This is a genomic window from Chthonomonas sp. (assembly GCF_035294165.1).
GTDB lineage: Bacteria > Armatimonadota > Chthonomonadetes > Chthonomonadales > Chthonomonadaceae > Chthonomonas.
Window position 1 is genome coordinate 31,074 of record NZ_DATGLN010000145.1, and the last position, 14,663, is coordinate 45,736.

The 14,663-nt window shown below is 55.4% G+C and carries 12 protein-coding genes; 9 read left to right on the plus strand and 3 right to left on the minus strand.

Going from position 1 to position 14,663, the window contains the following annotated elements; all coding sequences use genetic code 11:
- Positions 1-96 precede the first annotated feature (96 nt).
- The 3 genes from VKV29_RS07130 to VKV29_RS07140 form a co-directional block, all read right to left on the minus strand.
- Positions 97-1,614: a hypothetical protein gene (locus tag VKV29_RS07130; RefSeq protein WP_324200614.1), complete on the minus strand. Its 1,518-nt coding sequence runs from the start codon at positions 1,612-1,614 to the stop codon at positions 97-99.
- 4 nt (positions 1,615-1,618) lie between these two features.
- Positions 1,619-2,815, minus strand: a complete 1,197-nt coding sequence (locus tag VKV29_RS07135; RefSeq protein ID WP_324200615.1) for a hypothetical protein — start codon at positions 2,813-2,815, stop codon at positions 1,619-1,621.
- Positions 2,816-2,961: 146 nt separating this feature from the next.
- Entirely contained in the window at positions 2,962-4,083 is a 1,122-nt protein-coding gene (locus VKV29_RS07140; protein ID WP_324200616.1) for a sugar phosphate isomerase/epimerase family protein, read from the minus strand.
- A 374-nt stretch (positions 4,084-4,457) separates the two neighbouring features.
- On the opposite strand from VKV29_RS07140, the gene VKV29_RS07145 reads away from it, so the two are divergent.
- From VKV29_RS07145 to VKV29_RS07185, 9 genes are all read left to right on the plus strand, one after another.
- Entirely contained in the window at positions 4,458-5,072 is a 615-nt protein-coding gene (locus VKV29_RS07145) for a hypothetical protein (RefSeq protein WP_324200617.1), read from the plus strand.
- Positions 5,073-5,110: 38 nt separating this feature from the next.
- Positions 5,111-6,493: a hypothetical protein gene (locus VKV29_RS07150; protein ID WP_324200618.1), complete on the plus strand. Its 1,383-nt coding sequence runs from the start codon at positions 5,111-5,113 to the stop codon at positions 6,491-6,493.
- 127 nt (positions 6,494-6,620) lie between these two features.
- Positions 6,621-7,277, plus strand: a complete 657-nt coding sequence (locus VKV29_RS07155; protein WP_324200619.1) for a hypothetical protein — start codon at positions 6,621-6,623, stop codon at positions 7,275-7,277.
- 35 nt (positions 7,278-7,312) lie between these two features.
- Entirely contained in the window at positions 7,313-8,299 is a 987-nt protein-coding gene (locus tag VKV29_RS07160; RefSeq protein ID WP_324200620.1) for a cation diffusion facilitator family transporter, read from the plus strand.
- A gap of 144 nt (positions 8,300-8,443) precedes the next feature.
- Positions 8,444-10,537 (plus strand): APC family permease, encoded by a 2,094-nt coding sequence (locus tag VKV29_RS07165; RefSeq protein WP_324200621.1) that lies wholly within the window; start codon positions 8,444-8,446, stop codon positions 10,535-10,537.
- Entirely contained in the window at positions 10,534-11,334 is an 801-nt protein-coding gene (locus VKV29_RS07170; RefSeq protein ID WP_324200622.1) for an STAS domain-containing protein, read from the plus strand. Before VKV29_RS07165 ends, VKV29_RS07170 begins: the two co-directional genes overlap by 4 nt.
- A gap of 205 nt (positions 11,335-11,539) precedes the next feature.
- Entirely contained in the window at positions 11,540-12,433 is an 894-nt protein-coding gene (gene nadC, locus VKV29_RS07175; RefSeq protein ID WP_324200623.1) for a carboxylating nicotinate-nucleotide diphosphorylase, read from the plus strand.
- Positions 12,434-12,653: 220 nt separating this feature from the next.
- Positions 12,654-13,493, plus strand: a complete 840-nt coding sequence (locus VKV29_RS07180; protein WP_324200624.1) for a biotin--[acetyl-CoA-carboxylase] ligase — start codon at positions 12,654-12,656, stop codon at positions 13,491-13,493.
- A gap of 69 nt (positions 13,494-13,562) precedes the next feature.
- Positions 13,563-14,630, plus strand: coding sequence for a Gfo/Idh/MocA family oxidoreductase (locus tag VKV29_RS07185; protein WP_324200625.1), 1,068 nt, complete (start codon positions 13,563-13,565; stop codon positions 14,628-14,630).
- The last annotated feature ends 33 nt before the right edge of the window (positions 14,631-14,663 follow it).

The window sequence follows — 14,663 nt, forward strand, 5'->3', positions numbered from 1 at the left end:
TTTCTTCAAACCTCTCCTTGTATCCTGCCGATGCCTGCAGAGACAAGATCATGAGGAAAAGAGAAGAGATCAAACATACGAAACCGTGTAGAGCCTTTAACGTCCCTTTAGCCACCTGTCTCGAAGTGCGATAGCCTCCTCAGCAGCATCCGGAATCGGTTCACAATCCGCATCTAGTCCTGCATGAGCAAGGCACGTTCCAAAGGGCATCTCTTCCGTTGTTTGTGTCAACCTATCGTAAAAGTGAGATAAATCGCTCTCAGCTACCTCATTCATCGCGTTTCGCAGGTCCTCTGCCGTATAGCCGGCATGTGGAGGGGAATAGCGACGTAAAAGAAGCCGCATCACATCGGCCAGGCTCCGAGTGTTGTGCGTCATATAACGCAACTCAAGATCGAGACAAAGTCCTATCAATGCGCCCTTATCATAATAGGATAGCCCGCCGTAGCCTTCACTGTTGCCGGCATCCCATACACGCCAACTCGCCTGCTCTGCGCTTACCTGCAGCCGTGCCGGATTGGCCATATAGCTCTGAATAGCCCGCCGCCAGTGGGCTAAAAACTGTTGCGGTGTAATGAGACCTGCGCGTAAAATGGATAGCCAGGCGAAATAGTCCGTAACGCCCTCCACAAACCAAAGGCTACGCGTATGAGGTGGATGTATGTAGTCGAACGGCCCCAACACCCTCGGACGAATCCGCTTAACATTCCACAAATGGAAGAACTCGTGGGCGGCAAAAGCGGCGAAATCGGTTAGGGTCTCCTCCGGCAGATAGACTAAACGCGCAGAGTTTCGATGCTCTAAACCCCCTCCATGGCCATCTACATCAAAGTAGAAAATGTATTGTGAATAAGGGAGGCCCCCCATCATGGCTCCTTCCGCTTGCACAATGCGCTGCAAAATCTTTGTGAGGGTCTGAGGCTCCGTTACCTCCTGCAGATGATCGAAAAAGATCACACGGTGGACAATGCCGTCTACCACGAACTGCTGTATCAGCAGGTCGGCCGGCGCAGCGATGAGAATCGGCGCGTCGGTGAGCGCATCGTAGTCCTCCGCACTATAGACAACGCCTTCAGCCGTCTGCTCGGATGTAAGCGGCACGATCACCTGCCAGCCTTTGGGCGCATTCACCTCGAGCCGAGTAGGGCACTCTTTCTCTCCCACCACGTAGAGGAAAGCGGCCGTCCCGCTCACAAAAACCTGGTCGGGCCTTATCTGCACGTTCTCACAAAAAATGCCTGGCGGCTCCTGGGGGATTCTATAGGAGATAACGATATCTTCCGCAACATTCGTCTGCACTTGCCAGGTGTTTTCATCGAGCCGTTTTATAGCCAATGCTCTGCCATACCCGTCTTCTGCCTGCAGATGGGAAACGTATTGGGCAAAATTCTGTACATGATAGTCTCCTGGACACCACACAGGCATTTGGAAACAGGGGTTTTGCACTTTAGGCACCCGCAGGGTGATCTCTAAATAAGGATTGCTGCCTAAAATCGGCTTTAGGCGATAGCTAATCGTCACTCCGGCGGAAGGGAGCGCTGCCGCATAAGCCCCAGCACTTTCTACGAGTACGTAACAAAGAAAAACTCGTAGCATAAACCAACGGATTCGCATAGTCCTACTCCTTTTTGAACGGAAGCCCCAACGGAACCCGTGCCGAAGCGACCTCTGTCGTTGCATAAAGCCCGGTTTCTAGCAGTTTCAAAGTCGTTCTTCCCTCCGCTAGCGGACGGTTTCGTGCGGTGGCATAGACAATATAGGCCCGATCGGGCGACCAATCTATGTCGGCGCTGTCTATTGTCCCTACAACCCAGTGGTGCCCTGTGCTGAGATCGAATACCACCACATCAAAGCGAGAGCCGTGCGGTGAAAGCGCACCCACCTTGTCTTTCCCGATCCATTCAGGGGCAAAATAACCCTTTCCATCTCGTGGGCTAATGCGCCGTAGATGGCGACCCCGTGCATCCACCATCCATATCTCATACCGATGGAAATTGAGGGCGTCCGGTGTAAGCACGAAGGCCAGAGCGCGCCCGTCGGGTCTCCATACGATGTCGCTGATCCGTAGAGCGATATTGGAAAAACGTGGCTTTGTTGGCAGAGTCGCGAGATAGTCTCCTGCGCGCACCCTCACGATCTCCGCAGCTGCACCCGGCCGGGCACTTCCGGGTTGCAGTCGGCGAATCGTCTCGGTGTTAGGCGCGGCGAGTGCATGAACGATGCCCTGGCGAAACGCCAAAACGGGTTGGGGGTCGGCACGGGAGGGCAACGTTGGACGCCAGACAGGCCAATCGCTTTGGGTATAGGCATCGAAACGCGGCGGTATCTCCTGCGGCAGTTGATGGGCGTGGAGCGGATGCACAAAAATAGCTTTCTGCCCGTTGACCCCCTCACCGACAAAAGCCACATAACGGCCATCAGGCGACCATACGGGGGTGTGGTAGAAGTAGAAAAGAGAGTGGTAAGGCGTTTTATGCAAAGCAAGAGGAGCGAGGGCACCGCTCGCGATATCCAGCAACCATAAGCCTGTGCCGGGCATTCGCTCGCCATCCTCAAACCGGAACCACTCCGTGCGCTCTATGGCGAGCTGACGATCGTTAGGCGACCAGGAGAGCCTATCGGGGCTACTGTAGCTTTCCCTACTTGCGTCAAACGGTCTATCGGGATTGATAATCTCCGGTTGCAACAATGGAACCACATGCCGTAGTTTCGCGTCAACCACGCACAACTGGTAGCGCCCATCAGATAGAGCGCGCAAAAAGGCGATATATCGCCCATCGTGCGACCAGCGAGGTGCGATGTCGCGGAAGCTCAAAGCGTCGAGTGCTCTCTCTCTTGGCGAAGATTTAGGGACGCCACAACTCATCAAACAAAGGAGGAGGAAGAACCAAATTAGTCCCCTTCCTCCTCTCTCTAAAAGACGACGCCTTTGAATCGCTGCTCGATACATAACCACTTGAACTATTCGCAGGTAAGAATGCGCTTCACCACATCAATCACATTGGCCACCTCGCCCGACTCCTGCGCCTGCTGTAACCTATCACGTACGGAATAGATGGCAAGCGCTTTCTTCATCGCGTTCGCAAACAGCTCTTTGGAAAGCCGCATCGCACGAACGGGGTCCATGCGGTAGGTAAATTGGTCCTCACCAAACCAACCATCGTAGCCCGTATCTACTGCAGCATAGCAGAACTCGGCGAGACGCCAGATGTCGTCGGTGCCCGTTACACGGTCCTCGTCGTTCGAGTTGTATTTTGCGGCATTGATATGGAAGTTGGCGATGGGCACTCCCATTCGCTTCAGCAGATAGAGACTATCGGCAGGCTGGTTGCCCACCATCTGCTCATGACCGTAGTCTATCACCACACCCATAGCGGTTGTCCCCAAAGCCTCGTTCACCGTCTTGGCAACAAGCGCAGCCTTCGCAGTGGTATTGAGGATCATATTGCCTTCGCGTGGCTCTTTCTGCTTGGCCTCGGTGCCGAACAGTAGGCCGTAACCATTGGCTTTTCTGGCGATCTCCACACACCCTTCGATAAACCAATCGAGCTGCTTGCCGTAGTTCACCTCAAAATGGTAGTCCCACCCATCCGAACCGGGCCACAGCTGCACGCTGCGTGTGCCCACACGTTTGGCGATCTCCACCGTCTGCAAGCAGTAGTCCAGCGCCTCACGACGACGTCCTGGGTCGGGATTTGTGATGCTGCCCATCCGAAAGCGCGCTCTTGTCCAGATGTTCGTGTTCATGTTGGTTGCAATTAGGTTATGCGCTTGCAGAGCCTGTTTCACGGTATGAATAGCGTTATCGTCAATCTGAAGGTGCTCATCTAGAAACATCTCATTGTTCAGCTCGATCCCCTTAATGCCGGCCTCCGCCACACGGGCTATCTGCCCCACCGCACTCTCATCTAGGGGGACTTCGGCATAGGAGCGGCAGAACCGATCGCTGAACCCACCGGCGCACCAATGGCCGGCGGAGAAGTTGATACCGTAAGTCTCGAAAAAGTGGTCTACCCGCTCCCCTTCGAGATAGCCCCGGAATTGAGAAGAGAGCAGCGCCAGGTTCTCAGTGTTAACGCGCATCGTTGAAGTTCCCTTCTACAGATTTTGGTTTTTTGTATGTTTCGTCCTCTGCAGGAGGAGTTCCTGCTTGGGCTTCTTGGAGCATCCCACATTTTTAAGAAACTTCTCCAATCCAACAAACTACCTCCGTGCACAAGAGAACGGGCAACTGTCCATCAATGCACCCTAAATGAGCGGATACACCGGCAAAGCCTATCGTCCTAAAAACCAATAACACACCTAAAAGAAGGAATCTGGCCGCACCGATGACGAAATAGCATCTTGCAAAGAGCAGCCGACACACTTCAGCTTTTGAAACCAAAATCGCGTTTTTTCGATATTCTAAGTGACGGACAAAAATCGGTGCGAGCGCTCTTTGCAGCGAGGAAAGGCCCATGTTTACTTTCATTGTGCTCATGTTTACGGGCTTGATCGGGCTTGTGCTCATGGCGCTTCCGGGGTTTCTTCACCATGGTGGTCAGCTCTCCCATGCGGTACACGTACACCATGCGTCGGTTGGTGCCCACCACGGGGTTCATCTCCACGCGCCCTCCGTTGCCAAAATCTCGGCAAAGATGGGAAAGCCTAACTTGCTGCGCCTTGTTCCATCGCCTAGAGCTATCTTTTCCTTTCTGGCGGCCTATGGTGCTTTTGGGGTGCTCTTCATGGCAGGTCTACACTTCTCGGAAATGCTGGCCGCGTGGAGCGCCATTCTACCCGCTATTGCCTTTGAACGGTTTGTCCTTCGGCCCTACTGGAACTGGCTCACCAGCTTTGGCGCCACGCCGGCCTCTCCTTTAACCACTCTGGTGCTTACCGAAGCGGTGGCCGTCTCCAATTTTCAAAACGGCCGAGGCATCGTTCAGGTAGAACACGATGGCCGCGCCGTGCAGATGATGGCCTATCTCACCCCGGAACAGTGCCATATGCCCGTGCATGTCGGAGACCGACTGCGCGTGGAGTCGGTAGATGAGAAAAAAGAGCGCCTCATCGTTTCGTTGTCGCATTGAAATGTCTGCGTCACCGATTGAAATAAGGAGATAGGAACATGGATAACTCGACTATGTGGATCGTCATCGCCTGTGCTGTTCTTTTAGCGGTGATCATTCTCGTCCCCATCATCGTGAACGCCTTCTACCGCACGGTAGATGCCGGCCAGATACTGCTGGTGAGCCGACCCGGCGGAGGGCCCCCACGCGTTCATCGCGGCCCTTGCAAGGCCTGGGTCATCCCCCTCCTCACGGCCACCCAAGTGATCCCGGCCCAAGCCATTAATGTGGATATTGACATCACCGACCAAACCGCCGATGTGGATGCCAACGGCAGACCTGCCCCCGTGAAGGTGAATGTGAAAGCCTCCGCCATCGTTAGCGTCGGTGAGAGCGATTCGATGGTGATCACGGCGGCAAACAAGTTCTTCTCGAAACCGCAGGCAGACCAGCTCTCTACCCTCACCGACGTGCTCTCCTCTGCAGGACGACGCGCCATAAACCTCCTCACCCTCGACCAGCTCTTTAACGCCCGAACTGCCCCTTCCCCTGCGGCAACCACCTCACTCGTGCCCGCGGGCGTTAGCGATGTATTGGCACGCGGAGAGGACGACGCACTGGCCGTGATTATTAAAGAAGCCTGCTCTCGTGAACTTCAAGACCTTGGGCTTACCTTCAACAGCCTTAACATCAAGGCCGTGCTGAGCGACGTGGCCGAAGCGCGGCGACGCGAATCGGCAGCACGCGCCAAAGCGAGCGCCGACGTGGTGCAAGCTCAGGAGGAACAACGTGCCCGCATCGCCCAACTCGTTGCGCAGCAGAAGATCAACGATCAGGAGCGTGAGCTGAATATGCAGATCGCCGCCAACGGCGCCGCCGTAGCCCGCGCCGAGGCCGAGCGCATGCAGGCCGTGCGCACCCAGCGCGAAGCCGAACTTGCCGCCACCCAGATCACCCAAGCTCGCGCCGACGCCGAGCAGACCGTCATTAAACAAGAGGCAGAGGGACGTGCCCAAGCCGCCCGCATTCGTGCCATCGCAGCCGCAGAAGCCGAATCCATCCAAATGAAGGCGAAAGCCCTCGCCGAAGCCGGCCCGGCCTACCTCGAGCTGCGAAGGCTTGAACTGGCCCCTGAACTAACACGCCAGATATCGGCAGCTCTGGCCAACGGGCAGTTCATCAACTTCGGAACTGCCGGCAACGACGGCCATACGGCAGCCACTACCGCCTCCGACGACGTGATGCGCGTGGTGCAAACGCTTATGGCCGCCCAGGTCATCGCCAACAGCAATTTCGGCGGAAACCATAAATCCGACGAGACGGCTGCCTCCACCTCCCTTCCTTCCTCTCAGCAGCCCGCCTCTCCCTCCATAAGGCCGGCCTCTCCACCCGCTCAACCCGCCATTAAGCCCGACCAGAAACCAAACCAACCTAACCGATGATCGTAGAAAGAAGACACAAAACAACTATCGCTCAAAACAGGGTAAACTAAAAGGAGGGACAGCAGTAAGTTGAGGAGGACTCTTGCTGCACCGGCGTACCGGCCTTTTACTGTGAGCAAGAGAGTTTATGCCTATTTCTAATTTTGCCTATCCGTCAGCACAAGCGCTCCTTCTAGGGGCTTGTGTGCTGGCGGTTTTGCATGGGTTTCTGCCCTCCCATTGGCTTACATTCGTAGCCGTGGGGCGCCTGCGACGTTGGTCAGGGCGCCGCACGCTTGGTGTTGCTGCAGCAACAGGGTTTGCACATCTCTTTGCAACCGTCATCCTCGGCTTCCTGCTCGCGCTCTCCGGCAAACAGGTATGGGCTCACCTCCATCTGCCACCCCAGTTGGAGAAAACGGCCATCTCCATCGTCACCATCGGCTTAGGAGTCGTCTTTGCGCTCCAAACACTTGTATCTCATAAAGGTCATCATCATGAAACGGTGCCGACGACTTCTTCAGGAGATAGTGCCATCATCGCGACGCTCTTTATGGGCATGGTGCTCTCCCCATGCCTCGATCTTCTCCCGCTCTACGTGGTCGGTGCCAACTACTCCATAGCCGTTTTGAGCCTCATGAGCCTGCTTTTCGTAGGAATCACCGTGGGAGTAATGCTCACCCTTATTTGGCTTACCCTGCAAGGAATGAAACGTCTTAATCTAGAACCGCTTGAACACTACGAAGGTCTCCTCATCGGATGCGTGCTCATCCTATTAGGAATCACGGTCAACTTTCTGAAATAAATAAGGAGAACGATGATCATAGGAACGGTGAGAAGATGACACATGGAAATGGCGGCTGCGCCCATCATCATGCTGCAGGCATTGGAGAGAGGCGGCTTGCCTTTTCTCTCCTAGGAACGATTCTTTTCGTCGCCATCGAAATCGGTGTCGGTTTGTGGGCTAACAGTTTGGTTTTGATCTCCGATGCCGGTCACAACTTCACCGACGCCATGGCGCTGGCCCTATCCTGGTATGGGCTTCGCGTGGCACGCCGTCCTGCCAATGCCATGCGAACCTACGGCTATCATCGTGTGGGTATCCTAGCGGCCTTCATTAACTCCGTTACGCTGTGCGTGCTCGCCATCTGGCTGCTCAAGGAGGCTTTTCTACGCCTACTTCATCCGGAGCCGGTAGCCGGAGTGCCCGTTATCATCGTGGCGGCCATTGCCCTATTGGTGAACACCGTCATTGCCGTCGGCCTGCATCGCGCCTCGCAACATAGCCTCAATGTTCGTAGCGCTTTCCTGCATATGGTGGGGGACGCTGTGGCCTCCATCGGGGTGATCCTGGCCGGCGTTCTGATCGCCGTAACCAAGTGGACTCTCATTGACCCCCTGGTCTCCATCGGCATCTCAGGGCTTATCGCCTGGTCTTCATGGGGCATCATCCGTGATAGCCTTAATGTGCTGCTTGAAGGCACTCCTCGTGGGCTGAACGTGGAAGAGATGACTCGGCACATGCTTGCCGTGCCCGGCGTCAGCGATGTGCACGATCTGCATGTTTGGACTATCGGCGACGGGATGACAGCCCTCTCTTGCCACCTCATTGTGGATAAGGAGAAGATCGATCAGGCTCCCGATGTCGTTCGCGAGACCAAACAGATGCTGGCTACGCGCTATTCGGTAGGCCATGCAACTATCGAGACGGAATGCGGTGGATGCGGCCAGCCCGCCGAACCCTACTGCCGCCTCGAACCGCTGCCAAATGAGAATGCCCATGATCATCACGAACCTGATCATCATGAATGCGACCACATGCACTAAATGTAACCACAGCTTTGTTTTTGCACAAAACGTCTCATTCGCTCCATTATAGGGTATATTCTGATGTTTGGACGAAATGAGCATATTTCGTGCTAATATGCTTCAAAGAGAGATAACCCATCTAGTCATGCGGTGAGGACATTCATGCCAAACCCACAAATAAGTTCAAAAGAGCCAACCCCACCGTTGGAGCCGGTGCCTCCTCCACAGCCGTCGCTCCTCAAACGGTTTATACGCGTCCTTCTTGGGCGTCCGCTCTCCTCCTCCCAAATGGAGCACACCCTGCTACCGAAATTTTTAGCCCTTCCGGTGTTCTCCTCCGATGCAATCTCCTCGGTGGCCTATGCAACCCAAGAGATTCTTCTTGTGCTCGGTGGCGCCGGACTTTGGATCAGCAGCGCCCAACCGCTCTACTCGCACTACACTATGCTGATCACCACTCTCATCGTCGTTCTCTTGGCGATCGTCGTCGCCTCCTATTGGCAAACCATCCACGGCTATCCCAACGGCGGCGGCTCTTACATCGTCGCCAAAGATAACCTAAAACCCCGCTTTATGCCCGATCTGCCCGGCCTCATCGCGGCCTCCGCCCTTCTCATAGACTATGTGCTTACCGTGGCCGTATCCATTGCATCGGGCGTTCAAAACCTCGAAAGCCTGCCGCTTCCTCCCTGGCTGCAATGGCTTCACTTCGATCATCTCGTTCTTTGGTGCCTCCTTTTTATTGGCCTGCTCACCTTGGCCAATCTCCGTGGCCTCAAAGAATCCGGTTCGATGTTCGCCATCTTCACCTACGGCTTCGTGATCATGTGCTATCTCATGATCTTTCTGGGAGCGTTTGGGCATGCCTTTCTCGGTTGGCATGTGCACCCGCAGTATGCCAACCAGCGTTGGTGGGATGGCTCTACCGCACAATCGCCCGGGGCGAACACCGTGGGTACCGTAGGACTTTTCCTTCTGCTCAGCGCCTTCGCAAACGGATGTTCCGCCATGACCGGAACCGAGGCCGTCAGCAATGGCATCCCGGCCTTCCGAGAACCAAAATCGCATAACGCGGCATGGACGCTGGTCTATATGGGCATCATTCTCGGCAGCATTCTGCTCGGGATCTCTTACCTGGCCGTGAATTTTCACGTGGTTTACTGGGAACATGCCGGACAGACCGCTCCCGCCGTAATAGACCAGATATCCGGCACCGTCTTTGGCAAAACAGGACGATGGCAGTTCCTCTACTGGGCTGCACAGTTCTTTACCGCGGCCATCTTAGTGCTGGCAGCCAACACAAGCTATGCCGATTTTCCGCGGCTCTCCTCCATCCTCGCCCGCGACCGCTATATGCCCAAACAGATGGCCAATCTCGGCGATAAGCTGGTCTTCACCAATGGCATTCTGCTTCTAGGCCTCTTTGCCGCTCTGCTCATCATCTGGAAAAAAGGCAACGTAGACGCCCTCATTCCCCTCTACGCCATCGGCGTCTTCACCGCCTTCACCCTCTCTCAAGCCGGTATGGTCGTACACTGGTACAATCTTCGCAAAGTCGTTCGAGGTTGGCAAGTGAAGGCGTTCTTCAACGGCCTGGGCGCCATCGCCACCGGATTGGTCTTTATTGACCTCATCATCGAAAAATCGCGTGAGGGTGCCTGGATCGTTGTAATTCTTGTGCCCATCATGGTCTATCTTTTCAAAAGAATCCATGCCCACTACGAAGATGTCGCCAAGCTGTTAACCCTCGATAACTACTGCCCTCCTAAAGAACCTCAAAGAAACATCGTCCTCGTCCTCGTCCCCACCCTGCATCGTGGCGTTATGCAAGCCCTGGAATATGCTCGCTCGATATCTAGCGACTGCCGTGCCGTCCATGTCTGTATAGACCCGGAAGAGACGCCGCGGCTCATCCAACGCTGGGAGCAGTGGGTACATGATGTGCCGCTTGTGATCCTCAACTCGCCCTACCGCACCCTCATTGAGCCGATTATGCGCTATCTCGATGCCATTCACCTTGAACGCCCCAACGCCACCATCACCGTCGTTATCCCAGAGTTCGTTCCACCTAAATGGTGGCATGCGTTTTTACATGGTCAGTCGGCAACTCGCCTTAAACTGGCTCTGCTCGGTAGAGAGGACGTTGTGGTGACCAATGTCCGCTACTTCCTTCATCCATGCGAAACAGGAACATCGGCAACAATGCTGACTAGCCCCACATCGCTCCCTCAAAAACAGACAGGGGGCGTGAAATGATTATCGAAACCCAGGACGATGTCGTGCGCCTGTCCGGCTCGCTGCGCCAAAATCAGTGGCCGACCATTCGCGCCGTGGCCGGCATGCTGCTTCACGATCACCCTGAAGGCATTATCATAGATTGCGCTAATCTTCAAGATATTTCCGAGGAGGGCGCCAAAACCTTTCTAGAAGCCATGCGCGACATCGAGGCCGCCGGCAAACGCATTATTGTGGCGAACCTACCGGAACATGTTCTTAACGTTATCAAAAGCGTGCCCGGCATCCGCTCCCAACTCCCTATCGCGAACTCGGTTGAAGAGGCACGCGCCTCCTTGCATAGATTGCCTCATAACGTCTCCCCAACAGCCCTATCCCCTAAAGGCAGATCGCTGCTTGTACTGCTTGTACCGGGAATAGACCTAACCCCAGGCGCGTGGCTCGCCACCCAAATGGCACGCGCCCGACGTTCAGAGGTCGCATTTGTCTTCCTGCTAGAAGTGCCCCGAGACCTGCCTCTCAATACCCCCCTCGGCGAACAGGAGGATGAAGCACAGCACGCCCTAGAAGTTGCCATGAGCTTTGCGAAAAATGCCGGTGTTACGGCTACCCCCCATATCGAGCGTGTTCGCGATCTCATTGATGGCGCCCTTGCCATGATCCGACAGTATGAGGTAGAACGTGTTGTGTTCGCCACCAGCCAGCAAAGCCTCGACACGGGAAATGAAGAGATATTCTACCGCCTCGTGGACACACTCCTGCACCGGGCCCCATGTGAGGTGATCGTAGGACGATTAAAAGCAGAAAGAATCGGCTAGCTGTTCCCCCGTACCGAGACTATGGTTTTGTGGGTCATCCAGACAGGAGGCAGGCGTCGTCATTGTGGACCGAAGTCTGAAACTTTGTAGGTATCAGCCGTCTTGGGGATGCAGCTTTCGTGGGTATAGTATAGCAAACTTTGCCAAGAAAGGAGGGTGGCATTCGTCTCCCGTCTAAATGCGGGGGTCTCCTGCCGCAATCTTTATGAACGTCTTCTCTAATAAATCTAAAGAGACCAGCCCCTACTCCCTCTCCAGAGATTTCCCCGGTTTGGCCTCCATCGTGCAACAGGCTCTTAGGGAAGATATCGGCACGGGAGACATCACCACGCAACTCGTAATCCCCTCAACTGCCCGCGCAAAGGCCAATATCACCACACGCGTTGCGGGTGTCATCGCCGGCCTACCGGTTGTCCAAGAAGTCTATCGTCAACTCGACCCCAGCGTTCAGGTGGAGTTGATCGTGCAGGACGGCGACTCGGTGGAGGCGAATACGCCGCTTGCCACTCTCTTCGGTAGTGCCCAAAGCCTCCTCACCGGCGAGCGAGTGGCGCTTAATTTCCTGCAACGTCTTAGTGGCATCGCCACGCTTACCGCAAGGTTCGTGGCAGCTGCCCGCCGAGAGGGCCTACGAATTGTAGACACGCGCAAGACAACGCCTGGGCTTCGCCTCTTGGAAAAGTACGCAGTGCGAGTCGGAGGTGGCCATAACCATCGCTTTGGCCTCTATGATGCCGTTTTAATTAAAGATAACCATATCGCCGCTTGTGGTTCTATCACAGAAGCGGTGCGTGCCGCTCTTGCTGGTGCACCTCATGTTATGAGCGTCACCGTAGAGTGCGACACACTTGATCAAGTTCAAGAAGCGCTCAATGCCGGTGCCGATGTCATTCTTCTCGACAACATGTCCCCGGAGCAGTTGCGCGCAGCGGTTGCATTAGTTAACGGTCAAGCCATGATCGAGGCCAGCGGTGGAATTACCTTAGAGACGATCGCCGAGGTGGCCGCTACAGGGGTGGACATCATATCTATCGGTGCTCTTACCCACTCCGCACCCGCCCTCGACATCGGCATGGACTTCGTTATGACGAGTCGCTGACACTCCCCGGCAGAAAAGCAACGGTAATCGGCTCTCCGCCCCACCCAACCGCAAAGCCTCCCCGCCGCTTCATGCCCCCACACTCCTCCCGACTGGGAACGGTGTCGTTAATGGAGTATACTAGTCTACGCGGTTGGTCACCCTTTCCGCTGTGGACTTAGGGCACAGCGTTTTCAGCCCCGCCTCATGAAGCAGGGGGTTTCCGCATCGAGCTATAATTATGGCACTCTACCATCTTTCAAGCGTTCCCTCCACGATGGACGTGGCACGCGATCTACTTTATTCCGATCCACTGGCCTTACAGCGCTGGGATGGCGTTCTCGCTGACGAACAGACCCAAGGGCGCGGCCAACGTGGCCGCACCTGGTTCGCTCGCGCCGGTGAAAGCCTCTGTGCCACCTTCTTCTATCCCCATAAGTTCACAATGCCCTCTCATCCTCCTGACGGGTCTCTACAAACCGTTGCCATGCTCTCCTTATTGGCCGGTGTGGCCGTCGCCGAGTCGATCCATCGTGCCCTCCTCAAGGCACTGGGCTTCCCGAGGTCCGACCGACCGACCCCACCTAAGCCTGATGTCGGTCTCAAATGGCCCAACGATCTCCTCCTTAACCACAGAAAAACCGGGGGCATCTTGATAGAATTGGCGCAACTGCCGACAGGAGAACACATCCCTCTTATCGGTGTGGGCATAAACCTGCAAATTAGGGAGTTTCCCCCGGAGCTTGCTCTACGCGCCACCTCCTTTCTCCGCGAAGGCATCCAAGGCATAACCCCCTCTTGGTTAGGGGCACAGATAGCAACCTCGCTTAAGCTGTGGGCAGAACGCTATGCCATCGGAGGACAGGAGAGCGTCATGCGCCGATGGCAATACTACGACCGAACAAAAGGCACGGCCTACACGGTCTCTATCGAGGGACGGCACATAAGAGGCGTCGCCGTAGAGGTCGCCTCAAATGGTGCCCTCTTACTGCAGCTTGAGGATGGAACGCTCTATCCATGCTTTACTGCCAGCTCCGTGCAGCCAGAGGACGCCCAACTCGATGCCACCGAGAGGAAATGATGCCCTGTTTGGCGAACGAAAGCCCATCAAAGCATTACGCCCTCAATAAAATAAGGAGACCTACGCGCCATGGTAAACCAAGCCCGCATAGGCATCGGCATTCTCTCTTTCGCACACGGACATGTGAACGCCTATGCCGAGCGCATCCGTCAGTTTGATGATGCCCAGCTTGTCGCCTGCTGGGATAGCGATGTGTCGCGGGGGGAGCGCCAAGCAGCCCACTTTGGTATCCCCTACTCGCCGCATCTAGAAGATGTGCTCAATCGCAACGATATTGACTGTGTGATCATCGCCTCAGAAACCAACCGCCATGCCGATCTGGCCGTCGCAGCCCTCGAAGCGGGGAAAGCTGTTTTCCTACAGAAACCAATGGCCATCACTTTGGCAGATTGCGATCGAATTATCGCTGCGGTTGAACGGTCTGGATGTTGGTTCAGTATGGCCTTTCAAATGCGATGCGACCCCCAAAACATCCGTATGAAGCAGTTGGTCGAGGAGGGTGCCGTGGGTCGTGTTGGAACTATTCGACGCCGCCACTGTATACCGGTGCTCTTTGACAAAAACTTCGTGGAAGGCCCCACCCGATGGCATATTCTGCGCGAAACCAACTTTGGCATGTTTTTTGACGACGCCACCCATGCCCTTGACTGGCTCATCTGGATGCTCGGCAAACCTCCAGTTTCGGTCATTGCAGAAATTGATAACGTGTTAACCCATGTCGCGCCCGATGATACCGGGGTGGCCATCTACCGTTATGAGGATGGCCTGTTCGCCGAAGTCTATAACTCCAGTGTTACCCTGGCCGGAGAGAACACTACCGAGATATATGGTGACAGAGGCGTCATTATTCAGAATCATGGCGATGCTCCTTCGGCCATGATCAAGCCTCCACATCCCATCGGAGTAAAACTCTATCAGCGCGACAAGGCCGAGTTGGGCTGGCAAGACCTCGGCCTTCCCATTCCGGCCTCTCACGGAGAGCGGATCGCCGGTGTAGCCCGCCCCTTTATTGACGCCTTCAAAAGCGGCAAACCGTTGTGCACCGCTCAAGAAGGGCGCCTCTCGGTGGAAATGTGCCTCGCCGCCTACAAAGCGGCAGAAACCGGCCAACGTGTCTTCTTCCCCTTTTCGGGTTAGAAGTAGTGCTTCCCTACCCCACTAGGGGTGCAG

Excerpts from the sequence above, each read along its gene's own strand:
- VKV29_RS07130 (WP_324200614.1), bottom strand. The coding sequence starts at position 1,614 with ATGCGAATCCGTTGGTTTATGCTACGAGTTTTTCTTTGTTACGTACTC.
- VKV29_RS07140 (WP_324200616.1), bottom strand. The coding sequence starts at position 4,083 with ATGCGCGTTAACACTGAGAACCTGGCGCTGCTCTCTTCTCAATTCCGG.
- VKV29_RS07145 (WP_324200617.1), top strand. The coding sequence starts at position 4,458 with ATGTTTACTTTCATTGTGCTCATGTTTACGGGCTTGATCGGGCTTGTG.
- VKV29_RS07150 (WP_324200618.1), top strand. The coding sequence starts at position 5,111 with ATGGATAACTCGACTATGTGGATCGTCATCGCCTGTGCTGTTCTTTTA.
- VKV29_RS07155 (WP_324200619.1), top strand. The coding sequence starts at position 6,621 with ATGCCTATTTCTAATTTTGCCTATCCGTCAGCACAAGCGCTCCTTCTA.
- VKV29_RS07160 (WP_324200620.1), top strand. The coding sequence starts at position 7,313 with ATGACACATGGAAATGGCGGCTGCGCCCATCATCATGCTGCAGGCATT.
- VKV29_RS07165 (WP_324200621.1), top strand. The coding sequence starts at position 8,444 with ATGCCAAACCCACAAATAAGTTCAAAAGAGCCAACCCCACCGTTGGAG.
- VKV29_RS07170 (WP_324200622.1), top strand. The coding sequence starts at position 10,534 with ATGATTATCGAAACCCAGGACGATGTCGTGCGCCTGTCCGGCTCGCTG.
- nadC (WP_324200623.1), top strand. The coding sequence starts at position 11,540 with ATGAACGTCTTCTCTAATAAATCTAAAGAGACCAGCCCCTACTCCCTC.
- VKV29_RS07180 (WP_324200624.1), top strand. The coding sequence starts at position 12,654 with ATGGCACTCTACCATCTTTCAAGCGTTCCCTCCACGATGGACGTGGCA.
- VKV29_RS07185 (WP_324200625.1), top strand. The coding sequence starts at position 13,563 with ATGGTAAACCAAGCCCGCATAGGCATCGGCATTCTCTCTTTCGCACAC.